The following is a 25,750-nucleotide window of genomic DNA, read 5'->3' as shown; positions in this document are numbered from 1 at the left end:
CTTTGAGATAAGGATACCCTTCCCCACATCTGCTCTCCAACATATATTAGAAATAGAAAAAAATATACATTTAAGACTTATAAGTCTTTTATTTCTAATGACAGTAATATTGGACTATTGTATTAACTAAATTAAGATGATCATGAATATAAAATTTAAAGAACTGGATCGTAAAATTGCCAAGTACATGCAAAGATTATCGATTCCTGCCATTCGAATATCATTTGCTGTGATTTTTATTTGGTTTGGTATACTAAAGCCAATTGGTCTATCAGCTGCGATACCATTGGTAAAATCAACCGTTAGCTGGATGCCATTATTCGCTGCTGAAACCTGGGTTGATATTATTGGATGGTGGGAAGTGTTAATTGGGGTTTTCTTCTTGTTTAAAAAAAGCACACGCATCGCTATTGGCTTATTATTCCTTCAAATGACAGGAACGTTTATGCCCTTGTTTATACTTCCTGAAGTTACTTTTCAAGGAGGAAACATTTTACTTCCAACTCTCGAAGGCCAATATGTCATCAAAAACATCATGATTATATCGGCTGCACTAACTATTGGTGGTAGTTTGATCTATTCGAAAAAATAAATGTACTAAAAAATCCGGTTCTCAGGAACCGGATTCTTCTGGTATCCCGACTTAAAGTCGGAATACCAAAATGTTGTTATCTTTTCTTTTTGCGTAACCAAATACGCTCACCTGTCTGAACTTTGTAGTTTTTCTTCACTCCATTGTACTTGCAAAGTCTCTTCAATTTCACACCGTACTGCTGCGAAATACCATACAATGATTCACCTTCTTTTACACGGTGGAAATTATAGCCGCGGGCAGCTTTATTTCGCTTGTTATGCAAATATAATCTCTGATCAATCTGTAAAATGTAGTTTTTAGGAAGGTCGTTGTAACGAAGTAACTTTTTACGTTCTACTCCCAAGTTCTTCTCAATACTATAGAAAGTATCACCTTTTTTGGTTACGATGTAATGAATGCCATTGGCCTCTTCCAATCGGGCTCCAAACGGATCAATACTTAAATCACCATCTATATCTGCCAATTCAGTATCATCAGGTTTGCTTACAACAAAATCTTTACCTGCTCCTTTTCTATCTAATTTATACAAATGTTCAGCTTCAATAATACTAATCAACTTGTGGGCATATTTTGGGTCTGTAGCATAACCTGCTTTTTTTAATCCATGCGCCCAACGTTTGTAATCATCCGATCGGTACTTGAATAAAAAAGCATATCGCGAACGTGTTGTCAGGAATTTTGAATGATCCTTATACGACTCATATGGGTTAGTATATTTTCTGAAGCACTCATTTTTTTTGTCATCATCGAATTTCATACTCGGCCCAACCCAATCGTGACATTTGATTCCAAAATGGTTATTGGCCTTGCGCGCCAAAAGAGAATTACCATTTTGTGACTCTAATACTCCCTGAGCCATTGTGATACTGGCTGGAATACCAGTACGTTCCATTTCTCGAATCGCTAAATCTTTATATTTTTGAATGTATTCTTTTCTGGTATAATTTTTTGCAAACACACTTGAGCATGTTGCAATTACAAGTAGTGTGTATAAGATAATTTTCTTCATAAAAATCTAAAGTAAAAGCGATAATAAATGAGAAATCAAAATTTATGTATATCTTCGTTCCGATTTCAAAAACAACCATAAAAATATAACAATCCTGTTATTCATTGATATTTCTGTATCAATTTTTATTCACAAGATATTCCGTTGATAAGCTAACGATGATGTTTTAGTAAATATTATCGAAACTATTGTATATTTATGAGTACGAGTAGTTAGTATATAACCAATTACTTAATACTGCTTACTAATGGCTATAAAATGAAGAAAACACAAATTATAACAACAGTTTACGAATACGATTCGATAGACGAACTTTCGAAAGAAGATCAAGCATTGGTTAATCAGGCCAAAGATGCGGCTCATCGCTCTTATGCTCCATATTCTAAATTTAATGTTGGTGCAGCTTTGTTACTGGAGAATGGTGAGATGGTTCAAGGTAATAATCAGGAAAACTCTGCTTATCCATCGGGCTTATGTGCAGAACGTGTAGCGGTTTTTTATGCTAATGCCAAATACCCAGATGTGCCCGTTAAAGCAATCGCCATTACTTCAAGAACAAATGGCAGCTTCCTGGAAACTCCCGTACCTCCTTGTGGTTCTTGCCGACAAGTTCTGCTGGAAACTGAAGATCGATACAATCAACCAATAAAAGTGATTCTTTGCGGAGAAAATAAAATTCGAATTGTGGAAAGTATTAAGCAATTGTTGCCGCTTTTCTTTGATAAAGAAATGCTAAACGAATAAAAAAACGGAAGCCAATGGCTTCCGTTTTTGTTATATCTAATCTGCTAATTTTTCAAGTTCTCTCCACAAATTATCATCTTGTGGAACTGGTGCTTTAATTCTGATTGGCTCTTGCTTTACTGGATGCATAAATCCAATTTCTCGGGCATGAAGTCCAATTCCTCCACCATTCTTGGAACGAGGAGCACCATACTTTAAATCGCCACGAATAGGCATACCAACTTTCGAAAGTTGTGCTCTAATTTGATGATGGCGACCTGTATGAAGTTTTACCTCCAACAAGAAATACTTCTGCGAACGAGTCAATAATTTGTAATCAAGAATGGCCTCTTTCGCACCTTTCTTCTCTTTATCGAAAGCATTGGTACGGTTCTTTTCCTGATTTCTTAGCAAGTAATGCTTCAATGTTTCCTCTTCTACTCTCGGACAATTTTGAACTACTGCCCAGTAAATCTTATCAATCTGATCAGCCTTTTGCTGAAACATTTTATTCAAACGCGTTAAGGCTTTGCTGGTTTTAGCAAAAATAACAACTCCACTAACCGGTCTGTCAATTCTATGAGGTACGCCAAGGTAAACATCCCCTGGCTTGTCATATTTTCTTTTGATGTATTTCTTTACCTTTTCGCTCAAAGGTTCATCACCAGTCTGATCTCCTTGCACAATATCACCACATCGCTTGTTAATCGCAATAATGTGATTGTCCTCATATAATACTTCTAGTCTTTCTCTTGCCATCAATATTCAATTACGAATTAATCATTAGGATTTACGAATCCTCAATCACTAAATCTAGTATTGCTCTCTTTCATTAGGGAAATCTTTCGATTTCACATCTCCAATATAGGTTTCAACTGCCCCTTTAATTTCAGCAAACAAGTTGTGATATCTTCTTAAGAAACGTGGAGAAAACTCTTGAGTAATTCCCAACATATCATGAATTACCAAAACCTGTCCATCTACACCATTCCCTGCTCCAATTCCAATAATAGGAATACTTACACTTTCGGCAACTTTCTTTGCTAATGTTGCAGGAACTTTTTCCAATACAATAGCAAAACATCCTGCTTCTTCCAACAGCTTGGCATCTTCAAGCAATTTATTTGCTTCTTCCTCCTCTTTGGCACGAACTGCATAGGTTCCAAACTTGTGAATGGATTGTGGAGTTAATCCCAAATGTCCCATTACAGGAATACCTGCGGATAAAATTCGGTTAACTGATTCCAATACTTCACTACCACCTTCCAATTTCACAGCATCAGCACTTGCCTCTTTCATAATGCGAATAGAAGAATTCAACGCTTCTTTCGAATTTCCCTGGTAAGTACCAAAAGGCAAATCAACTACAACCAAAGCTCTTTGTACAGCACGAACAACCGACGCTCCATGATAAATCATCTGATCTAAAGTAATAGGCAGTGTAGTTTCATGTCCTGCCATAACATTAGATGCCGAATCGCCAACCAATATTACATCTATACCCGCTCTATCAACAATAGCAGCCATAGAGTAGTCGTAAGAAGTTAGCATGGAGATTTTTTCTCCCTTCAATTTCATTTCTGAGAGTACATGTGTTGTCACTCTCTTTACCGATTCTTTATGAATTGACATGATCTTAAATTTTTGGACAATAGATAAGTAAGGTGCAATTATCCCAATTCTGTTTTAATTCATACCATCAACATTTTTTCAATGGTACAAGACTGCAAAGTTATAAAAAAGCTTAAAGTATCAAGCTAAAAGGAAAAAGTTAATGAAGAGTTGCTTTCATTCGACAGTAGGTGAATGAATATCCGACTAATTATTCATCATTTATAATTAATAATTGCGTACTTCTGTCTTTCTGTCAGTAAAACTGTCATGATTTTAGTTGATAATTTTGCAATCTGTGTCAGTTTTACATTCGAAACTATAATTTCTGGAATGGCACAGGCTTTGATCATTCCCTGTCGGATTTAAAAATAATCCACGAGTGTATTAGAAAAAAATAAGAACATTAAATAAATACTTAAAATGGGTAAAATTATTGGAATCGACTTAGGAACTACCAACTCTTGTGTATCCGTAATGGAAGGTAACGAGCCTGTAGTAATTCCTAACAGTGAAGGAAAAAGAACAACTCCATCTATTGTAGCTTTTGTTGAAGGTGGTGAAAGAAAAGTAGGTGATCCTGCAAAACGTCAGGCTATCACAAACCCAACTAAAACAATTTTCTCTATCAAGAGATTTATGGGTGAAACTTACGACAAGGTAGGTAAAGAAATAGGACGTGTTCCTTATAAAATTTTAAAAGGTGACAACAACACTCCACGTGTTGAAATCGACGATAGAAAATATTCTCCACAAGAAATTTCAGCAATGACTCTTCAGAAAATGAAGAAAACTGCTGAAGATTATCTTGGACAAGAAGTAACTGAAGCTGTAATTACAGTTCCTGCTTACTTTAACGATGCACAGCGTCAGGCAACTAAAGAAGCTGGTGAAATTGCTGGTTTGGCTGTTAAGCGTATCATCAATGAGCCAACAGCTGCTTCTTTGGCATATGGTCTTGATAAGAAAGATCAGGATATGAAAATTGCAGTATTCGACCTTGGTGGTGGTACTTTCGATATTTCAGTTCTTGAATTGGGTGATGGTGTATTCGAAGTAAAATCAACAAATGGTGATACTCACCTTGGTGGTGATGACTTCGACCAGGTAATTATCGATTGGTTGGCTGATGAATTCAACAAAGAAGAAGGTATTGACTTGCGTCAGGATCCTATGGCTCTTCAGCGTTTGAAAGAAGCTGCTGAGAAAGCTAAAGTTGAATTGTCTAGTTCTACTAGCACTGAAATCAACTTGCCATACATTATGCCAGTTAACGGTATTCCAAAGCACTTGGTTAAAACTCTTTCTCGTGCACAATTCGAGCAATTGGCTGATAGCCTAATTCAAGCAGTAATCGAGCCATGTAGAGCTGCATTGAACGATGCTGGTGTAACTGCTTCTGAAATTGACGAAGTAATCTTGGTAGGTGGTTCTACTCGTATCCCAGCTATTCAAAATAAAGTACAGGAATTCTTCGGTAAAGCTCCATCGAAAGGTGTTAATCCTGATGAAGTAGTAGCTGTAGGTGCTGCAATTCAAGGTGGTGTTTTAACTGGTGAAGTAAAAGACGTTCTTCTTTTGGATGTTACTCCTCTTTCATTAGGTATTGAAACTATGGGTGGTGTAATGACCAAATTGATTGAAGCCAACACTACAATCCCAACTAAGAAGACTGAAACATTTACAACAGCTGCTGACAACCAGCCTTCTGTAGAAATTCACATTCTTCAAGGTGAGAGACCAATGGCTCAAGGTAACAAGACAATCGGTCGTTTCCACCTAGATAGCATTCCACCAGCACCACGTGGTATTCCACAAATCGAAGTAACTTTCGATATCGATGCTAATGGTATCTTGAATGTATCTGCTAAAGATAAAGGAACTGGTAAAGAGCAAAATATTCGTATCGAAGCATCTTCAGGATTATCTGATGACGAAATCAACAGAATGAGAGAAGAAGCTAAGGCAAACGAAGAAGCTGACAACAAAGCAAAAGAAAGAATCGATACTTTGAACAAAGCTGACGGTATGATTTTCCAGACTGAAAAGCAGTTGAAAGAAATCGGAGATAAATTGCCAGCTGATAAGAAACAGCCAATCGAAGATGCTTTGAACAAATTGAAAGAAGCACACAAAGCTCAGGATGTTGATGCTTGTAATGCTGCTATCGATGAGTTGAACAATGTATTCCAGGCTGCATCTCAAGAAATGTACAATGCACAACAACAGCAAGGTGGCCAACCAGGTCCTGATGCTGGTGCACAAGGAGGTCAAGCAGGTGGTCAGGCTAAATCAGATGATGAAGTGACTGACGTTGACTTTGAGGAAGTAAAATAATTTGACTTCAGATATATAAAAAATGGCGATCGAAACTCGATCGCCATTTTTTATGTCGGTAATATTAAAGTTTAGGTTTGGTAATTTTACTAAGCTACTGAATCTGGTACTGAATGCATCCAGAAAGTCTTCACTTTCATCTTGAGGTAGTTCAATTCATACTCAACACACTTCATTGGATCATCCTTTCTATATAGGCTTTGTCCAATCTCCATTACATCCTGCATGGTTGCCCAAAGGTGATTCAAACAACGGAAAACTTCTTCCTTCAGCAGTCCGCGAGAATTAAGCAAACGATTGAGTTCTATTCGATCCAACTTTAATACCTGATAGATTGATTGTATTCCATCGATAATGGATTGAGCAACATCTTCGTTTTGTGTTGGTATATTTGCCTCAAGTTGCTGTAAAAGGTTAGGTACAATCGACAGTATTGAGCTTAAATTCTTTTTTTCCACAATCTCAACAATATAATCGTACTGCTTTATTCTTGAGATTGGAAAATAATCTTGAGCTTCTAATATTAAAGTATTTAAACTCTCTATTTTTCTGAATACTCCAATCCTGATATTTTGAATTTTCACCCCCTCAGGTCCACAACAAACGATATCTTTTGCTTTTCTGATTTGCTCAGCAAAACGTGCTTTAAACACCTCATCAAATACAGGATAAACTCTTTGAAAGTCCTCAATATCTCTTGAGAAACTGTCGGAGATGAATTTTGCCGCTATTGGCATTTCATCGAAATTAAAAGGAAAATCCATTGTCTCCATACCACCAATTTTGTTAGTTATGCTTTTGTTATTATTTCCACCATTTTTGATTCCATTGTTCATTCGAACTTTATGAAATCAACATCGAAAAATGTATTTTCTCTCTTCAATTCAATTGTTTTATCACCACACACAACAATACATAATTAGAGATAAATACATTTAATTCGATTCATAAAATACAAAATATCAATACCATCCAAAAAATATTAGAAATGATATACAACATATTCCTATTATTAATGATTCGAACCTATTGGTTTTTATGGGAAAAGCTCCAGTTTTTTTTATGACTGTTATAGTTTTATTAGTTTTGTGTAAACTCGATTTTGCGGTACAAACAACATTACAAAGAAGATAAATACTAAACAAAATGATAAAAAACTTAATCATCTTACTCTTACTGATAACACCAATATTTTCAGGTGCTCAAAAAATTAATAAAACCGATAAAAATGGTTTAAAACAAGGAGTTTGGATTAAGAAATACCCCAATGGAAAAATTAAATACAAAGGCAGTTTTGTAGATAACAAACCCAGTGGAAGAATGGAACGCTTCCATACCAATGGCAATTTAAAAGCGGTATTAGTTTTTTCAGAAAATGGAACAAAAGCAAAAGCTGAACTTTACAATGAATCTACTCAACTTGTTGCAAAGGGGAACTTCATAAAATCACAAAAGGATAGCATTTGGAATTATTTCGATAAAAGAGGAAGTGTTCGAGCAAGTGAAACTTACCAAAATGGAATTAAGAATGGTCTTAGCGAGTACCATTTTAAAAATGGCAAAGTTTCAGAATCTATTCCTTTCGTTAATGGAAAAAAGCATGGCATTTGGAAACGCTTTTTTGAAGATGGTAAGCCCTATATTGAAGCAAAATATCAGGAAGGCAAACTAAATGGTGGATTTCAGGCTTTTTACCCTAATGGCATTATTGAGTTCGGAGGTGATTATCTCAACAATAAAAAAACAGGTAATTGGGATCATTATTCTGAAAAAGGAGATTTGCTTTTTACCATTGAATACAAAAATGGTGTTGCTATGAATCAGGATGAACTTGATCAACAGCAAATAAAAAAATTGGAGCAAATGGAAGCTCAGAAAGAAAAATTAATCAATAGTGATCCTGAAAATTACGTAAACGATCCTGATTCATTCTTACGCTCTCAAATGAGGCGATAAACTCCAGAAAGGAAACTATGGCAAACAAAGGAATAAGTTTATTTCAATTAAATAATCAGATTAAAGGAGTTTTAAAGAACTCTTTTGATTCTGACTTGTGGATTGTTGCAGAAATTAGCGAAGTCCGCTACAATCAGAATGGTCATTGTTATTTGGAATTGGTTGAAAAAGATGAAAGTACCGATCAAATTATAGCCAAAGCCAGGGCAACCATTTGGGCCTATACTTTTAGGATGCTAAAACCTTATTTTGAAACCAGTACCGGTCAAAGGTTCTCAGCTGGAATTAAGGTATTGATTAATGTTAGCATAGAATTTCAGGAAATTTATGGTTACACTTTAAATATTAAAGATATCGACCCTAGTTATACGCTGGGCGATATTGCCAGAAGAAGAAAAGAAATTCTCAACAGACTGGAGGAAGAGGGAGTTCTGGAAATGAACAAAGAAGTTGATTTCCCGGAAATTCCGAAATGTATTGCCCTTATCTCCTCTCCCACGGCAGCTGGTTACGAAGATTTCACAAATCAATTGGAAAACAACCCTTCCGGATACAAATTCCATTACAAATTGTTTCCGGCTATTATGCAGGGGAATCAGGCTGAAAAATCAATTATTGCGGCACTCGATCGAATTAATGAGTATGAAGAAGTATTTGATGTTGTTGTTATTATTCGAGGAGGAGGCTCAACTGCTGATTTGAATTGTTTCGATAGCTACTGGCTGGCTTTTAATATTGCTCAGTTTCCGCTTCCTGTAATTTCCGGGATCGGACATGAAAGAGACGAAACCATTGTTGATATTGTAGCCAATGTGCGTGTTAAAACTCCAACTGCAGCTGCCGAATACCTGATTGATTGTTTCGATGAAAAACAAGCATATCATGAAAGTTTGCAGGAGGAATTTTATAATGGCATAAATGAAATTCTTCTGGAAGCTTCTGAGAATTTGCATTTCCTATCAAACAAATTTTCGCCCTTGGTTAAAACCATTTTGGAACGAAAATCGAATCAGCTTTTACTGGCAAATGAAAAATTGATTCATTCGGCAAAGCAATTGACCAAATCTCACTCTTTTAATCTGCAGAATTTTAAAACCAAATTGAAACTTGGTCTCGAACACCGATTGAGTAATGAAAAGAGTCATTCAGAACACCTGCAAAGTAAAATTGGCATACGAGTTGGTCGACTGCTCGAAAATCAAAAGCATAAACTATCATTACACGATCACAGTATAAAATATCTAAATCCTGAAAACATACTGCAAAAAGGATATACGCTAACTTTAAAGGATGGAAAAATAGTGAAAGACATTTCGTCACTATCCAAAAGCGATAAAATTGTAACCAGATTTAAAGATGGTCTGGTTGAGAGTGAGATTCAAAAAGTAAATCCTAAAAAACACAAATAAATGGCTAAGAAAAAGATTAGTTACAGCGAAGCAATTGCCGAAATTGAAGAGACAATCATGTTGATTGAAAATGAAGAACTAGACGTTGATGATTTATCAGCGAAAGTAAAACGAGTTTCAGAACTACTGGTAATTTGTAAGGCAAAATTAAATAGTACAGAAAAAGAAGTAGAAAAAATTTTAAAAGAGATCGATGAATAAAATCTTACTCCTTTTCGCATTCATAGTTTGGGGATTTTCATGTACTTCTCAACAAACTACAGATAATAAAATTCAACAATTTGTAGATGAATTTACAACCGATTCCTGCTTTTATTCGGCTGGGTTAGGCATTATTATAAAAGATGTTGAAAAGGGTAAAATATTGGCTCAACACAACTCGAAAATGGCTTTAACACCGGCTTCGACTCAAAAGTTAGTTACCACTGCCAGCGCCTTGGAAATTTTAGGTGAAGATTACCAGTTTAAAACCCTTTTAGAAACAGATGGGAATATTGAAAATGGAATACTAAAAGGAAACCTGATTATTAAAGGTGGTGGCGATCCTACTTTGGAATCGAAGTATTTTGAATCTCAACAAAACAGTGCCAATCGAATTGTGTCGAAGCTGAAAAAATTAAATATCCATACCATCGATGGCAATATTTTAATAGACATTTCATATTTCAAACCATCCATTCCAAGAACCTGGATATGGGAAGATATAGGCAATTACTATGGTGCTGTTCCCAATGCAATCAACTACCGTGATAACATGTACACCCTATATTTTAAATCGGGTAAAGCAGGTAACAAAACCAAAATTTGGAAAACGGTTCCAAACAATACAGGACTGGAATTCGACAACCAGGTTGTAAGTTCAGAAATCAATCGCGATTTGGCATATATTTTTGGTGGTAACACAAGCAATTTGCGAAGAATAGAAGGCAGCATACCTCAGAATAGAAATGAATTCAAGGTAAAGGGAGCTTTTCTTCATCCGGAATTGGCCTTAATTGAAGATCTTAAAGCTGAATTAAACAAGAATAACATTCGAGTTCTGAATCAAAAAAACAAGCCTACAATCCATCGTAAAGAGCTGTTCGAAATTCTATCGCCCAAACTGAAAGATATCGTATACTGGACCAACCAGAAAAGCGTTAATCTATTTGCCGATCAATTGCTTTTTGAAATTGCACAAAAGCGAAACAAAAAAGCCAATTGGAAGACAGGAACAAAATCCATAAATGAGTTTTGGAGAGAAAAAGGCATCGAAACCAAATACCAAAACTTACTTGATGGAAGTGGCTTATCACATTTTAATGCAATTTCTGCCGATTTTTTCAGTCAAATCCTTACTTCCATGTATCACAGCAACAATTACGATGCTTTTTTAGCATCACTTCCTGTTGCAGGAAAATCAGGTACTTTAAAGTATTTTGGGAAAGGCAGTAAAATTGCAAACCATTGGAAAGCTAAAACAGGATCGATGACAGGTGTTCGAACATATTGTGGCTATTTAAAAAACTCAGAAGGCAAAGCTTACATTGTATGTATTTTAATTAATAATCATACTTGCTCATCAAAGGAACTCAATAATAAATTGCTAAACCTTTTAATTCAGGTTTATAATTATTAAATTGAATTGGTTAACGATACAAATCAATTCAATTTTCCTATGAGAATTAGTATTAAGTCAATAATACTTTCGCTGCTTATACTATGCAGTTTGGGTGCCTATTCATCTGTACACAAACACATTTTAATTTTAAACTCATACCACAATGGTCTTAGTTGGACGGATTCTACCTTAAACAGCATCAAGAGAGAGCTTCTTCCAGATCCAAATACTACTCTACATATTGAGTATATGGATTCTAAAAGATATTTCTCTGAAGAGTATCTGGACCACTTAAAAGATTACTACAAGCACAAGTACAGGAATCAAATATTTGATTTAATTATTTCTACTGACAACAATGCTTACGACTTTTTACTCAAAAATCGCAATGAAATTTTTGGTGAAGTTCCTGTAGTTTTCTCAGGTTTAAACTCTATTATTGATCCTCCAAAAGGATACACTGGAGTGTTTGAAACGTTTAGTGTATGTTCAACAATTAAACTTATCGAAGATCATCATCCAAACTATTCTAAAATTGTTGTTGTAATAGATCATAGTACCACTGGTGAAACTGTATTATCCTCCCTAAAGGATGAATTTGAAAAAATGAGTGAACCAGTAAGGCACTTAATTATAAAGCCTAAAAACATTCAAGAATTAAAAATTCAGCTATCAAAGTTAAAACCTAATGATGTTGTTCTTTACTTATTATACAATAGGGATATTGATGGCAATTATTACACTTACGAAAAAGGTTTTTCTGAATGTAAACCATACTGCAAAGTTCCTATTTACTGTGTTTGGGATTTCTATCTTAATCGTGGGGCTATAGGTGGATCATTAATTACAGGAAGAATACAAGGTAAGCAAGCCGCACAAATCGCTAAAAAAGTGCTATCAGGCACACCTATTGATGATATTCCTCCAATGCAACCTGAGTATGAGTATGAGTTCGATTACAACGAGTTGGTAAATTTTGATATCAAAATTAAAGATTTACCCAAAAACTCGCATCTTATTAATGAACCTTACAGCCTGATTAAGGAGAATAAGGAAATATTTGTACTTACCTTAACCATTCTGATTCTTTTAACCATTATTATCATCGTGATGATGATTAATATTCATCTAAGAAAACTAAGAGAACAGAAGGAAAAAGTACATATGCAGGAGATTACTGCAACCAATGTAAAACTTGAAAAAGCAATAGAGGTTGCAGAGGAATCAAGCCGATTAAAATCTGCCTTCCTGGCCAATATGTCGCATGAAATACGCACACCTATGAATGCCATATTGGGATTTACAGAACTTCTTTCAGGTGAAAATGTAGCAGAAGCAAAAAGGAAAAAATTCATTTCAATTATCCAGAAAAACACCAATGGTTTATTACGATTGATTAGTGATATTCTTGATATCTCAAAAATTGAAACCAACCAGTTAAAGGTTGTTTTAGACAGATGTAATATTTCTAAGCTGTTCGATTCGGTTAAAGATGATTACGAAACACTTAAAGAGTATAAGGAAAATCACAAGCTCAATTTCATTATAAATACTCCTGAGGATAATCCGATAATAGAGATAACAACCGATTCTGTTCGATTGCAACAGGTCTTCACCAACCTGATTGAGAACTCTATCAAATTTACCCAGGCAGGTGAAATTGAAATTGGTTATACAGTTAAAGGAAAGTTTATTGAATTCTTTGTAAGAGATACTGGAATTGGGATTCCAAAAGAAAAACAAGCCATTATTTTCGACAGATTCCGACAGGCCGAATTGGATGCCAACACTCGACAATATGGAGGTACAGGCTTGGGCTTGGCAATTAGCAAAAGCTTAATTGAAATGCTGGGAGGTAAAATTTGGATGAAATCGAAACCACAGGAAGGAACAACATTTTACTTTACAATTCCTCTATAAAATTATGAGTTATGAATTTTATTTACATCCATAACTCATAATTCATCATTTATAATTAAAAGAAGTAATACACTCCCAATGAATATCTGGTACCACCTACCCATTTGGTATCTTCTACTTTTGCCTTTTCAGCAAGTTTACCATATGCAGCTGCAGTGTACTCTGCTTCAAATTCGAACTTTAAGTTCTTGTATTTTTTACAAACACGTGGAGCCAAACGATACAATTCACCTATATCTTTACTTCTTGCATAAACAAGATTTGGTGAAACGATATCGTCCTCAGCACCGTAGTTTTTAGAATATCCGGCAAGGAAAGCATATTCCCAATCGTTCTTCTTGTAAGAAAGCTCAGCCCACGATCCCATTACTTTAATGCCTGTGTATGATGCCTCGTTGCTTACAGGGTTCAAACTCTTTACAGCATATCCGCCCAACATCAAAACATCAGTAAGGTTGGTACCATAAGTAGTTTGCGCCTTAAAAGTAACTGGGTTGAAATTCAACTTGAAATATCCCATAATTGCCCATGAAGACAGAGTCTCATCATTTTTCCATTCTTGGTAATCACCTGCCTCTTTCGAGCCTGTAGTACTCATTAATGATGGTTTAATATTCTTGAACTCACCACTCACACCAAACAAGTGTTTTTTCTTTCCCAAGTAATAATGCGCCTGCCCCTGAATAATTGGTACACCGGCATTTCTTAAATATTTATTTGAAGATCCTTCAGGACCAGTACTTGTATAATCTCTTTCGGTTGCAATGGCTGCCAATAGTTTCCAGTTGCCTGTTTTGTGAGTTAATCTCACCTGAGGATTACGAGCAAATGGCTTGAATGGCAAACCTGCATTGGCACCTACCGTAAATGGGAAAACCTCGGCTACAAACAATGGAGACCAGGTCTGACCGATTAAAAGAGAGGTATTTCCCCAGTCTAAATTTACAAATGCATGACGCACACGCAAACCGTTGGTATCCGATTCTCCATTTCCAATAAATTCAGCCTCAATCATCCCGTTGGTTTTCGCACCCAAAATTTCAGGCCCCGTAATCTTGGCATTCATTCTCGATTGAATTACTGCCATATTGTACACTCCACCTTCATTAATATCCTCGCCTGCAGCATCCAAAATCTCATTTTTAGGATACAGAAGGATATGCCCTTCGCGCGCAGCTACCATCTGACGAGTATCGTAGGTGAACAAAGAGTGTACATATCCACCAAATTTTACCGAAATTGGCAATTCCTTTTTTTGTGCGTTAAGACCTGAAATGCTTATGAATGAAACAAAAAGCAATAACAGAGTTTTTAATTTTTTCATCGACTTTAGTTAGGTTTTTTATTCGGCTGCAAATATAAACAGCTTTTATTCATTTGCCAGCAATTTACAATGCAATTGTTTGGATTTTTAAAGATGCTAAACATCAGTATTACTTGATGATCAAGATCAATTTCTCAAATGGAACTTAGCTAAATACACCTGCTCAAATTGCGGCGGGCAATTTCTAAATCGGGCGAGCATTCAGCGAACTCGGGCGGACACTTGCCGAAATCGGGCGGGCACTCGCCGAAGTCGGGCGGGCACTCGCCGAAGCGTAGCGGCCTATTTCCGAACTCAAGCGGATGTTTTCCGAACTGTAGCGGACTATTTCCGAAGTATAGCGGGCACTTTCCGAACTGTAGCGGGGACTTTCCGAAATTTTTGATTTTCCGCCAAGGAAAGCCTAAAAAATCAGGTACAAAAACAATTCAACGCTACAATTCTCTAGTATTCCTGGTAAATAATCAATGGTCCTCCTTCAAATTCAATTCTGAAACTATCTCCCATCGATTCGTTTAGCGTGCCTTGCCACATCATTTCCAATTGCTGATTGGTTAATGCATAACGCAAGTTGGCCGTTGTAATTAAGGTATCTCTGTTTGGAGAGAAAATAGATACTTGTTGCCTGGTATAGCTTTCGAAATTTTTTGAGCGAACAATTGGGGTAAACATACCATAACTGGTAAGCATTTTAACTCTTACCTTCTTTGCATATTGCGGCAACAGAAACACATTTCCAATCATATGATCATCGCGATTGCCTGTTGCTCCCACAATTGCAATTTCATTGAATTTATTGGCTATGCACCATTCAACTGCCTTGGTTAAATCATTGGTATCCTGATTTGAAAAGTGATAAATGATATCTCTGTACTTCCACTTCAATTCGGAATCTAAAGAATCCAAATCACCAATAATGGCGAAAGGTTCCAAACCTGCTTTTTCCAGCTTGTTAATTGCACCATCGCAACAAATGATATGTTTCGATTCTTTTAGCTCCTTTAAAGGGATTTCGTGAGTAGGAAAGGCTCCGTTTGCCAATATTACAGCTTTCTTTTGCATGCTCGATCAGTGATGATAAAATTTGAGCCAGTAAATTTAATGAATTCGCTTAAATAGCCTGTGAACGAAGCATGTCTTTTTTCCATTGCAGATATCCAACCACTGCCATGGTGGTATAGAAAAAGAAAAGTATTGCTGTAAAATTCAAATCTTTGTAAATGTATAAGCCCAATGATACCGAATTTACAACGATCCAAACCAACCATTGCTCCAGTATCTTGCGAGCCAACATCCATGTTGCTACAATACTCAATGCCGTGGTAAATGCATCCCAGTATGGTACCGAACCATCGGTAAATTTTACCAAAATGAAAGCAATTAAGGCATATATTGCAATGCTAGCCACTATAAGTTTTACAAATAAATTCATGCTCAAGCGAATGACTGGCAAGTCTTTTTCTTGCTGTTTTTTTCCTCTCGACCATAAAATCCATCCATAAATACTGATAAAAACGTAATAGAACTGAAGCGACATATCGGCATATAGTTTGGCCACAAAAAACACATAGATGTACATTAGCGAAGTGAGTAAACCTACGGGCCACAACCATTTGTTCTGCTTAATTTCCAAATACAGGAATAACAAGCCTGATAAGGTTCCTATGATTTCAACAATATTGTCGGTTATCCAGTTCATATTTTCAATTTAGGTAGAGACGTACGGCCGTACGTCTCTACAAATGTCATATTAAAATCGTAATGTCACACCTGCCAGAACATTTGTTCCTGCTTGTGGATAATAGTATCTCCAAGTTTTCTCAACACCTTGCTCAAACCAGTTTCCACCATATCCATTGTTTTCGTATTTGGTATCGAACACATTGTTAATGCTCAATTGGAAAGCAATTTCTTTCATCCAGTTTGGTTTGATACTGTAGTTCAATCTTAAGTTGTGAACATTGTAATCATCCAATTTTCGATCTACACTCGATGTATTGTCAAAATACTGTTCGCCTACATATTTGCTTACAAAACTTACATCGAAACCTTTGGTTGGAGTCCATGTTATAATACTGCTACCTACTGTTTCTGGAGAGTAACTAATGTCGGTATTTCCTAGCTCTTTCCCTTTGTACTCTTCGTTCCAATTTTCATCGTAGTAAGTTGCATACTCTACAAAGTCTTTAATTCTATTGCGACTTAAAGTAAGGTTAGCATCCCATTTTAAATTTGGTAGAATTTGTACACCCCAAATCAACTCAACACCTGCACGGTAACTCTTATCTACATTTGTCATGATATCGTAACCTACACTATTCTTTTCGCCTGTTGGTACCAACTGATCACGATAGTACATGTAGTATAGATTAATTCCGAAAGTAGCATTTTTCGATTTGTAGTTATACCCCAACTCATAGTCAAATAATGACTCATCAACAGGATATGAACTTGGATCGCCTTTGGCATCTTTAAAGTTTGCACGAGTAGGCTCACGGTGAGCTACACCAAATGATGCATAAGCTGAGTTTCTATCGTTAAGGGTATAATACAATCCAACTTTAGGATTGAAGAAGTCGAATTTATGCTCCTGAACCAATGGCAAACGATCATCATCGTTACCATCCATATCGTAAGAAATATGACGATACTGAATATCTCCGTAAGCATTTAATTTATCGCTTAATTCAACATTCATCTTGGCAAATGCATTGTAATCGGTCTTCTCTCCAGTATTCAAATACCATTGATGTCCATTAGGAACTCCACCATTTTGAGCCCAAAGAATATTACCGAAATGATCACCATCATAGCGATTCCAGGCACCACCAAATGATGCATCGATTCTGTTCTTTTTATAATTTAACGAATAGGTAAATCCGTAAAAATCATTCTTCAACCATTTTTGGCGAGTAAGATCAGTTTCTTCAATGGTTTCACCTCCAATTACAAGGTTATCCAATCCGTATTCAGAATATTTCTCATCTTCTTTGTACTGCTCGTAATATCCTTTCCCCTTTGTGTAGTGCAATGCTGCATTCAAATTCAGGTTCGAAGTCAATTCCTGTGAATAGAATAACTGATAATGCGTTTGTTTGTAGTTATCCGTCTGATTGTCGTAATATCTTTTCACCCCATTTTCATCGGTATACTCTCCAGCTGGATTATATCTTCTGTCTTCATAATCATCTGGATCATCGGTGTTGATATTTGGATTTCCCCACCAGCTGATTCCTGTTTTTTGATCTCCCGAAATGATGTTGAATTTCAACATGCTTCTTTCAGTATAGTAGGTACCACTTGCAAAAAATGACTCATGATCAGAAAATGCACGGTCAACATATCCATCAGATTTTAATCTTGAATAACGAGCATCAAAACTAAATTTCCCATTAATTAAGCCCGTTCCAGCTTTAAAAGTATTACGGAAAGTATTGAAAGAACCTCCTACACTTTGAACTTCGGCATAAGGTTCTGCATTTACCGTTTCGGTTTGAAAGTTAATGGTAGCACCAAAAGCCGCTGCACCATTGGTAGATGTTCCAACTCCACGCTGAATTTGAATATTATCAACCGATGAAGCAAAGTCTGGCATATTTACCCAAAATACTCCTTGCGATTCTGAATCATTCAATGGCACACCATTTATAGTCACGTTAATACGAGAAGCATCCGTTCCACGAATACGAAGAGCTGAATAACCAACACCGTTACCAGCTTCTGATGATTCAACCAAAGAAGGCGTCAAGCTTAACTGGTAAGGAATATCCTGACCTGTATTTTGCTTTCGAACCTCTTCTCCACCCAAATTGGTAACTGCTACAGGAGCTTTGTTTCCTGCTCTTGTTGCTGCAACAATCACCTCGTCGGCCATTATGGCAGTTGGATTTAATTTAAAATCTAAATTCTTTGATTCTGTAAGCTTTACAGTACTTTCTTTTGTTTCATATCCTAAAAAAGAGATCACAAATTTGTATTCTCCCGCTTTTAAGTTTGTAAACTGATACTCACCATATGAATTGGTAACAGTTCCCAAATAAGTTCCTTTCACTGCAATTGTCGCTCCTGGTAGAGCATCTCCACTTTTATCCGTAACCTTCCCATTCAAATTGAATTGAGAAAATCCGATAAAGCAAACAAATTGCAATACAATTAACAGAGTAGCTCTGCGCAACACAGAGTTTAGTTGTTTCTTCAACATTGTGTAATAATTAAACGTTAATAAAATATTGCAATGAGGTATTGTTAAGATCAGATTGGCGAAAAGTTAGCTCGCAATTTTCCTACGCCGGCATTACCCGGATCAGGTTCAATGGCACTTTCTAAATATACCATAAAGGGTATGATCTCAGCCTGTTTACAATAAGGCACCCCACTGTGATTTGCCGCAAAGATAATCCGAAAACTAGCAAAAACAAAAAAGTCGGCAAAAAGCCGACTTCTTAATCTTAAACTATTAAAACTACTCTATCCTATAATTATTTTGGGGCTTTCACACCCAAAACATCATCAATTGCTTTTACAAATGTCTCTTTAGGCAATGCTCCCTGAGCCATAGTTGGTTTGCCCTTCATCGGAACAAAAAGTAATGATGGAATACTTTTAATGCCAAAAGCGGACGAAACTGCAGGCGACATATCCGTATCTACTTTATAAATTTGAATGGCATCACCATATTCCTTCTGCAACTCTTTTAATATTGGTGCAATGCGCTTGCATGGACCACACCAATCGGCATAAAAATCAACAATTACGGGTTTGTCTCCTTCGAATATCCAATCTCCTCCTTTTGTGTAATCAAACACTTTTTTCTTAAATGTGTCATCATCCAAGTGAATCACTTTTGCAGTATTTGATTGTGCATAACTGTTGATACCGATAAAGGCAACCAACAATATCATCAATAATTTCTTCATTTTCTCTTTTTTATAAGATGTTCACCACCTTCTTTACAACTTCATAATCGCTTTAAAGCTAATAACAATTTACCTTTAAATGTATCGGATCACTAACCATTAACAACTATTTAGCATCTACTTTTAAAACTTCGGCAAAAGCTTGCTTGAAATTTTCTTTTGAAAGAGCTCCTTGTGCCATTTGCGGTTGCCCATCTTTCGGAATGAATAAAAGTGATGGAATACTTTGAATTCCAAACATGGCAGAAAGTTCTTGCTCCTTTTCTGTATCTATTTTATAAATATCCAGATCATCGCCATATTCGGCTTTTAATTCTTCTAGAATTGGAGCCACCATTTTACAAGGTCCACACCAATCGGCATAAAAATCAACCAAACATGGTTTATTCCCTTCAAATTTCCAATCTTTATTATTTTCGAAATCAAACACTTTCTCTTTGAATGTCTCTTTCGTTAAATGCTCTACCATAACTAACTCCTAAATTAATTTATTACTTTATATATCTACAAATCTATATGTTTTTATCAAACAATTAGCATACCAAAGGCAATTTTTCTATGAATTTTCATAATCCCCTTAATTAATTGTAATTTTGTCAGCAAATTAAACAGTCGGTCTGTCATACACAGCCCTTCGCATAGTAACAACCTGATTACAGGTTATCTGATTAATCGAAGAAGTGAAAGAACATTTAAAACATCCTATATTTTCAATCATATCTGAAATTGTGACAAAAGAAAATCTTGAAAGTTACGTTATTGGTGGCTTTGTAAGAGATATATTCTTGAATCGTGGTTCGAAAGATATTGATGTTGTTGTAATAGGCAGCGGTATTGATTTGGCTCAAAAAGTTGCCGCCAAAGCTGGTAATCCTAAAGTATCCATCTTTAAGAATTTTGGTACTGCAATGCTAAAATTCAAAGATCTTGAAATAGAATTCGTAGGTGCCAGGAAAGAATCATACAATAGAGATTCCAGAAAACCAATTGTCGAAAATGGCAGTTTAGAGGATGACCAGAAAAGAAGAGATTTTACCATTAATGCTCTTGCTTTAAGTCTACACAAAGACAATTTTGGTGAACTTTTGGATCCTTTTGGAGGCATTGATGATTTGAATAGTAAAATCATTAAAACACCAATGGATCCGATGATTACATTCTCTGATGATCCTTTAAGAATGATGCGTGCAATTCGATTTGCAACACAGTTAAATTTTAAAATTTCCGATGTCACTTTTAATGCGATCAAAGAAAATAAGGAGAGAATCCATATCATTTCCAAGGAGCGTATTATTGAGGAATTGAATAAAATTGTAATGTCGGCAAAACCTTCTATCGGTTTTAAATTGCTTGAAGAATGTGGTTTATTGAAAATCATATTCCCTGAATTTCAAAGGCTAAAAGGTAGAGAAACCCGAAACGGAATTAGCCATAAAGACAATTTTTATCATACTCTTGAGGTTTTAGATCAGTTGGTACCATACTCCGACAACCTATGGCTTCGTTGGTCGGCACTATTGCATGATATTGCCAAACCTAATACTAAGAAGTTTGTGAAAGGAATAGGCTGGACTTTCCATGCTCACAATTTTGTTGGTGAAAAAATGGTTCCTCGCATTTTCAAGAATATGAAATTGCCTTTGAATGAGAAGATGAAATTTGTTCAGAAGATGGTATTGCTGCACATGCGACCAATTGTGTTGGCACAGGAAGAAGTAACCGATTCTGCTGTTCGAAGATTACTTTTTGATGCTGGTGATGATATTGATGAATTGATGAAATTGTGTGAGGCAGATATCACATCTAAAAATGAAGAAAAGGTAAAACGATTCCTGGATAACTTCCAATTGGTTCGAAAAAAGCTGAAAGAAGTTGAAGAAAAAGATGCTGTTCGAAATTTCCAACCTCCGATTGATGGGCAAGAGATCATAGACACATTTAATTTATCACCTTGCAAAACCATTGGCGATATAAAAGTAGCCATAAAAGATGCCATTCTTGATGGAATTATTCCAAACGAAAGAGAAGCAGCCTATGACTACATGATTAAAAAAGGCAAAGAACTGGGGCTTGAACCAGTTGGCAAAAAAAAGAATAATTAGTTCGGAAATATTTCCGGACTTTTTTTTTCTGTTATAAAACCTATTAGAGTTTGTTAAACAGCACTTGATAGGCTCGACATAATATCTACTTTTGCGGCAATTAAGCAATCTCACTATTTATAATTATACACCAAATGGCCTACGTTGATAATACAATGATTATCAGAAGAGATCTGTTATCGAAAATGGCAGAACTTTTTAATGAAGGAAAATTTAAAGAAGGATTAGATCGAATTCCTTTAGAAATGGCACCTCGAAGAAAACAAGATCTTGATAGATGTTGTGTTTTTAAAGAACGTGTTATCGTTAAAGAAAAATTAATTCCGCTTTTGGGATTTGAATTGGAAGATGATCGCGATGAATTAAAAACCCTTGCTGAATATGCAGAAGAAGCTTTGGAGAGAAAAAATCCAATCAACAAAATTCTTACAGTTGTTGATGAAGCTTGTACTTCATGTGTAAAAAACTCATACATCGTTACCAACCTTTGTAAAGGTTGTGTTGCTCATCCATGTATGATGAACTGTCCAAAAGATGCAATTAGCTGGAATGCTAATGGTCAGGCACAAATCGATCCTAAAACTTGTATCAACTGTGGTATTTGTATGAATGTGTGTCCTTATCACTCAATTATATTCATGCCGGTTCCTTGCGAAAATGCTTGTCCTGTTGGTGCAATTTCAAAAGATCAGTATGGTATCGAGCAAATTGATGAAGACAAATGTATTGATTGTGGTAAATGTATCACCGCTTGTCCATTCGGATCGATCATGGAGAATTCACAAATTGTGGATGTAATGAAATCCATAAAAGATGAAGAAACAGAAACCATTGCCATTGTTGCACCTGCTGTTATTGGCCAATTTAAATCGACTACCGATACCGTTTTAGGAGCTATCAAACAATTAGGTTTTTGTGATGTAATTGAAGTTGCAAAAGGCGCAAATGTAACCACGGAAAGAGAAGCTGATGAATTATTGGAACGATTGGAAGACAAAGCTCCATTTATGACTACTTCTTGTTGTCCTGCATATGTTTCAGCAACCGAAAAGCACATTCCTGAAATTCAGAAATATGTTTCGGAAACCAAAAGTCCGATGTACTATGCCGCTGAAATTGCAAGAGAAAAATATCCTAATGCAAAAATTGTATTTATAGGTCCTTGTATTGCCAAGCGTCGTGAAGGAATGAAAGATCCTAATGTTGATTACGTAATGACATTCGAAGAACTTTCGGCTCTATTCCACGGTTGGAAAATTGAAATTAGCAAGGAAGAACCTCTACTTTTGGACAAAAGCATTTTGAATCATGGTAGAGCTTATGCTGCCAGCGGTGGTGTGGCACAATCGGTTTTAGAAGTTAAGCCTTACGTTAATATCAAACCAGTAATTGTAAATGGTTTGGATAAGAAAAAGATTAAAATGCTGAAGGCTTTTGGAAAAACTGGTAAAACCAGTGGAAACTTTGTTGAAGTAATGGCTTGCGAAGGTGGTTGTATTGCCGGACCAAGTTCTAACTTCGATCCTAAAACAGGAAGCAGACTTTACGAAAAAAATCTTGCGGCTTTAATTGAAAGTTTAGAGGATTAATATCGTTAAAAATATTTCTAGTGCGGAAACTATTCATTTCTGCACTAGAAACTCATAGTTTCTGCACCAGAAAGGGACGGTTTCTGCACCAGAAATAGAAGGTTTCTGCCTTAGAAACCAATCATTACTGCATTAGGATTTTTAAACAAGCACTTATAGTTGAATTTAAGCACATTATAAAATGTGCAGCCTTCTACCGCTATTGATCAATATTATTTTCTCCAAAGGTCAAGAATAATGGGTAAATGATCGCTAAATCCTCCATGGTACTTGTAGCCCACAAACGTTCGGTAAGGTTTTAGCCCAAAATGAGTTTCATCTTTTTCCAATAAAAAATCGGGTGCAAATACACTCATTCCATCTTTGTTGCAATACAATACGGCAGATTTATTCATCAATGATCCCGAAACAATAAACTGATCCAACATTCCCCACTTTCCTTGGTATTTATGACTACCAATACTTCCATTTTTCACAAAAGCATTCGCTAAATTATACAATTGCTGATTCTTAAATTCACCAGCAACTCCATCAGCTCCTAAAGTCTTTTTTATGGATTCATTCTCTGGATAATCATTGAAATCTCCCATAATAAGCACATTTGCCTTTGGCGATTGCAAATAAATTGAATCTACTTTTTGTCTTAGCAATTTTGCAGCCGAAATGCGCTTGTGCTCCGATTCAAGCTGTCCTCCCCAACGTGATGGCCAATGATTTACAAAAACATGCAATGTATCGCTGCTATGCAACTTTGCTTTTACGTATAAAATCTCGCGGGTAGTTGATTCTTTTTCTCCATTGTAAACCAATTGAAAAAAGGAAGTATCCAATGGATGAAAAACTTCAGGCTGATACATCAAGGCAAGATCAATTCCTCTTCTATCTGGAGATTCTCTATGAATGATTCGGTAACCAATTTGATTCAAATGACCGAATTTAAAGATGCCTTCAAGTACAAAACGATTTTCGATTTCACACAAGCCTATAATATCAGGAAATTCCCAGCCACCTGCAGCCATTATCACTTTCGATATTCTATTGACTTTCTTTTGATACTTTTCCCAATTCCAATGTCTTACTCCATTTGGCAAAAACTCATTATCCAGTTTTAGGCTATCATCAAAACAATCGAAGCAATTTTCCACATTGTAAAACATTGCTCTAAAATCACCACGCTTGTTCTCTTCCCTTCCTTCCAATATAGATTGTGCAGAGGCATAAAAACCCATTAGAAACAGAAAAATGGCAAGGTATATTCTTTTCATTCCTGATTATCCTTAAACTCAAAAGCTCCCATATCTGGAGTTGAATCATCAGTTCTTGAGTTATTCAGAAGGTCATTAGGATACTTCGTTCCAATCTCAAGTTTCCCTGTATTTATACACGGAGAGGTTTCACTAAGTGCGTAATTTTTCTCTTCAATGGAGACGAATCCAGGATTCTCATTAAAAATGCAGTCTGAGAATAGAGTGGCATATTCATCTTGAAGCGAATTGCTCAGTTTTAAGAGGGTATTTTCTATTTTTAGTCCTGATGTATTATCAGTAACAAACTCGTCGCTATGTACTCCCCATACTATGCAATTGCCCATATTAGAATTGTACTCCGAAGTGTTTACAAGCTGAATAGTCGGGGCGGTTCTTATATCAAAATTCCAGGCATTGTAGAGTGTCGAGTGAAATAAGTTAAGCTCACCATCCTCAACTTTTAAACATTCGTCACCGCAATTTACCATTAACAAATCGTGTGCATGAAGACTAGCGTTTGTAATGGCAATTCCATTTTCGGTAAAGTTTCTGATGATGCCATATTCTAATTGTAATTCCCCATTATTGCCAGCATACAGAATCCCATTAATCCCATCTTCCAGAATAAAATGACTCAATTGGTTTGACTTACTGCTTTCATGAATATAAATTCCATTCCATTGACCTGGCACATTTTTATACAATTCCTCTAATCGAGAACTTCCAAAATAAACAGGTTTTTCAAAGCTTCCTTCTGCTTTTATAGTTCCATGTACATCTAATCCTCCATTCTTTCCGAAATATACAGTTGTTCCTTCTTCCAAAACAAGCTCGGTATTCTCCGAAATCGAAACTTGCTTATTAATCAAATAGGGACGTTTTCCCGTCCAATTTTGTGAATTGACTATATCTTCCTCAATTAAGACTACATCTTGGCTCCAGGTGCTTAAAATTATCCCTTGAAGGTTATTATTCACATTAAACACCAAAATATCTTCCAATAAAACGGCTTGATCGGTATCTTTAGGCGCTAAATCGACCTCCACAAATACGAAAAGACTATCATTTGCTCCTATTTCTACATTTGCAAATCGTTCTTCAGCTGTTCCATTTACATTAAGTCGATATGGTGAATTCGCATCCTGCAAATAGATCTCTTGCAGATTTACTTTTTTTGATGATTTGTTATATACCTTAAACTGCTTGGTTGTTGATCCAAATCCAGTAAGCAATGTATCAAATTTTAGTGTATCTACTGAAAAACTAACACGAAAATTAGGGTCAGTATTTAAACCATCTTCATTATCGCAAGAGAAAATTACAAGAGTAAAGCTTAAACAGCATAGTAGAGATAAAATATTGCGCATAGAGTTATTGTTTAGGAATTTGAAGATAAAAAAAATCCGGTAGTT

22 protein-coding genes are annotated in these 25,750 nt (G+C 35.9%); 10 read left to right on the top strand and 12 right to left on the bottom strand.

Annotated elements, in window-relative coordinates:
• Positions 1-142: 142 nt before the first annotated feature.
• Positions 143-592, top strand: a complete 450-nt coding sequence (locus DF185_RS14500) for a hypothetical protein (protein ID WP_207784658.1) — start codon at positions 143-145, stop codon at positions 590-592.
• Between the two features lie 76 nt (positions 593-668).
• On the opposite strand, the gene DF185_RS14495 is transcribed toward DF185_RS14500, so the two are convergent.
• Positions 669-1,604, bottom strand: a complete 936-nt coding sequence (locus DF185_RS14495) for a glucosaminidase domain-containing protein (RefSeq protein WP_110361480.1) — start codon at positions 1,602-1,604, stop codon at positions 669-671.
• 258 nt (positions 1,605-1,862) lie between these two features.
• Here DF185_RS14495 and DF185_RS14490 point away from each other — a divergent pair, with 258 nt between their 5' ends.
• Positions 1,863-2,348, top strand: a complete 486-nt coding sequence (locus DF185_RS14490; RefSeq protein ID WP_110361479.1) for a cytidine deaminase — start codon at positions 1,863-1,865, stop codon at positions 2,346-2,348.
• Between the two features lie 36 nt (positions 2,349-2,384).
• On the opposite strand, the gene DF185_RS14485 is transcribed toward DF185_RS14490, so the two are convergent.
• Both DF185_RS14485 and panB read right to left on the bottom strand, forming a co-directional pair.
• Positions 2,385-3,086: an RluA family pseudouridine synthase gene (locus DF185_RS14485; RefSeq protein WP_110361478.1), complete on the bottom strand. Its 702-nt coding sequence runs from the start codon at positions 3,084-3,086 to the stop codon at positions 2,385-2,387.
• Between the two features lie 54 nt (positions 3,087-3,140).
• Positions 3,141-3,959, bottom strand: coding sequence for a 3-methyl-2-oxobutanoate hydroxymethyltransferase (gene panB / locus DF185_RS14480; RefSeq protein ID WP_110361477.1), 819 nt, complete (start codon positions 3,957-3,959; stop codon positions 3,141-3,143).
• Positions 3,960-4,361: 402 nt separating this feature from the next.
• On the opposite strand from panB, the gene dnaK reads away from it, so the two are divergent.
• A complete protein-coding gene (gene dnaK / locus DF185_RS14475; protein ID WP_110361476.1) occupies positions 4,362-6,275 on the top strand; it encodes a molecular chaperone DnaK in 1,914 nt (637 codons plus the stop codon).
• An 89-nt stretch (positions 6,276-6,364) separates the two neighbouring features.
• On the opposite strand, the gene DF185_RS14470 is transcribed toward dnaK, so the two are convergent.
• Entirely contained in the window at positions 6,365-7,111 is a 747-nt protein-coding gene (locus DF185_RS14470; RefSeq protein ID WP_110361475.1) for a hypothetical protein, read from the bottom strand.
• A 310-nt stretch (positions 7,112-7,421) separates the two neighbouring features.
• Here DF185_RS14470 and DF185_RS14465 point away from each other — a divergent pair, with 310 nt between their 5' ends.
• The 5 genes from DF185_RS14465 to DF185_RS14445 are packed head-to-tail and all read left to right on the top strand — an operon-like array spanning position 7,422 to position 13,160.
• Positions 7,422-8,231: a toxin-antitoxin system YwqK family antitoxin gene (locus DF185_RS14465; RefSeq protein WP_110361474.1), complete on the top strand. Its 810-nt coding sequence runs from the start codon at positions 7,422-7,424 to the stop codon at positions 8,229-8,231.
• A gap of 17 nt (positions 8,232-8,248) precedes the next feature.
• A complete protein-coding gene (xseA, locus tag DF185_RS14460) occupies positions 8,249-9,640 on the top strand; it encodes an exodeoxyribonuclease VII large subunit (protein WP_110361473.1) in 1,392 nt (463 codons plus the stop codon).
• A complete protein-coding gene (gene xseB, locus DF185_RS14455) occupies positions 9,641-9,841 on the top strand; it encodes an exodeoxyribonuclease VII small subunit (RefSeq protein ID WP_110361472.1) in 201 nt (66 codons plus the stop codon). It abuts the gene before it with no gap.
• Positions 9,834-11,258, top strand: coding sequence for a D-alanyl-D-alanine carboxypeptidase/D-alanyl-D-alanine endopeptidase (dacB, locus tag DF185_RS14450; RefSeq protein WP_110361471.1), 1,425 nt, complete (start codon positions 9,834-9,836; stop codon positions 11,256-11,258). The genes xseB and dacB overlap by 8 nt, the downstream gene beginning before the upstream one ends.
• Positions 11,259-11,297: 39 nt before the next feature.
• Positions 11,298-13,160, top strand: coding sequence for a sensor histidine kinase (locus tag DF185_RS14445; protein WP_110361470.1), 1,863 nt, complete (start codon positions 11,298-11,300; stop codon positions 13,158-13,160).
• 55 nt (positions 13,161-13,215) lie between these two features.
• Here DF185_RS14445 and DF185_RS14440 read toward each other — a convergent pair whose 3' ends face one another.
• From DF185_RS14440 to trxA (DF185_RS14415), 6 genes are all read right to left on the bottom strand, one after another.
• Positions 13,216-14,484 carry a DcaP family trimeric outer membrane transporter gene (locus DF185_RS14440; RefSeq protein ID WP_110361469.1) on the bottom strand — a complete coding sequence of 423 codons (1,269 nt, stop codon included), beginning with the start codon at positions 14,482-14,484 and terminating at the stop codon, positions 13,216-13,218.
• A 444-nt stretch (positions 14,485-14,928) separates the two neighbouring features.
• Positions 14,929-15,546 carry a thiamine diphosphokinase gene (locus DF185_RS14435; protein ID WP_110361468.1) on the bottom strand — a complete coding sequence of 206 codons (618 nt, stop codon included), beginning with the start codon at positions 15,544-15,546 and terminating at the stop codon, positions 14,929-14,931.
• Between the two features lie 49 nt (positions 15,547-15,595).
• On the bottom strand, positions 15,596-16,183 hold the full coding sequence (pnuC, locus tag DF185_RS14430) for a nicotinamide riboside transporter PnuC (protein ID WP_110361467.1): 588 nt from the start codon (positions 16,181-16,183) through the stop codon (positions 15,596-15,598).
• A gap of 51 nt (positions 16,184-16,234) precedes the next feature.
• Positions 16,235-18,685, bottom strand: a complete 2,451-nt coding sequence (locus DF185_RS14425) for a TonB-dependent receptor (protein ID WP_110361466.1) — start codon at positions 18,683-18,685, stop codon at positions 16,235-16,237.
• A 277-nt stretch (positions 18,686-18,962) separates the two neighbouring features.
• Entirely contained in the window at positions 18,963-19,400 is a 438-nt protein-coding gene (gene trxA, locus DF185_RS14420) for a thioredoxin (protein ID WP_110361465.1), read from the bottom strand.
• A 106-nt stretch (positions 19,401-19,506) separates the two neighbouring features.
• On the bottom strand, positions 19,507-19,869 hold the full coding sequence (gene trxA, locus DF185_RS14415; protein ID WP_110361464.1) for a thioredoxin: 363 nt from the start codon (positions 19,867-19,869) through the stop codon (positions 19,507-19,509).
• A 211-nt stretch (positions 19,870-20,080) separates the two neighbouring features.
• Here trxA (DF185_RS14415) and DF185_RS14410 point away from each other — a divergent pair, with 211 nt between their 5' ends.
• Positions 20,081-21,502, top strand: coding sequence for a CCA tRNA nucleotidyltransferase (locus tag DF185_RS14410; RefSeq protein WP_110361463.1), 1,422 nt, complete (start codon positions 20,081-20,083; stop codon positions 21,500-21,502).
• 134 nt (positions 21,503-21,636) lie between these two features.
• Positions 21,637-23,091, top strand: a complete 1,455-nt coding sequence (locus tag DF185_RS14405) for a monomeric [FeFe] hydrogenase (RefSeq protein ID WP_110361462.1) — start codon at positions 21,637-21,639, stop codon at positions 23,089-23,091.
• 212 nt (positions 23,092-23,303) lie between these two features.
• On the opposite strand, the gene DF185_RS14400 is transcribed toward DF185_RS14405, so the two are convergent.
• A complete protein-coding gene (locus DF185_RS14400; RefSeq protein WP_110361461.1) occupies positions 23,304-24,356 on the bottom strand; it encodes an endonuclease/exonuclease/phosphatase family protein in 1,053 nt (350 codons plus the stop codon).
• A complete protein-coding gene (locus DF185_RS14395) occupies positions 24,353-25,705 on the bottom strand; it encodes a choice-of-anchor Q domain-containing protein (RefSeq protein WP_110361460.1) in 1,353 nt (450 codons plus the stop codon). The genes DF185_RS14400 and DF185_RS14395 overlap by 4 nt, the downstream gene beginning before the upstream one ends.
• Between the last annotated feature and the right edge of the window lie 45 nt (positions 25,706-25,750).

Origin of the sequence: Marinifilum breve (assembly GCF_003202155.1) — a bacterium.
Lineage (GTDB): Bacteria > Bacteroidota > Bacteroidia > Bacteroidales > Marinifilaceae > Marinifilum > Marinifilum breve.
Note: the sequence above shows the minus strand (reverse complement) of the source record. Positions and strands in the feature narration are given on the sequence as shown.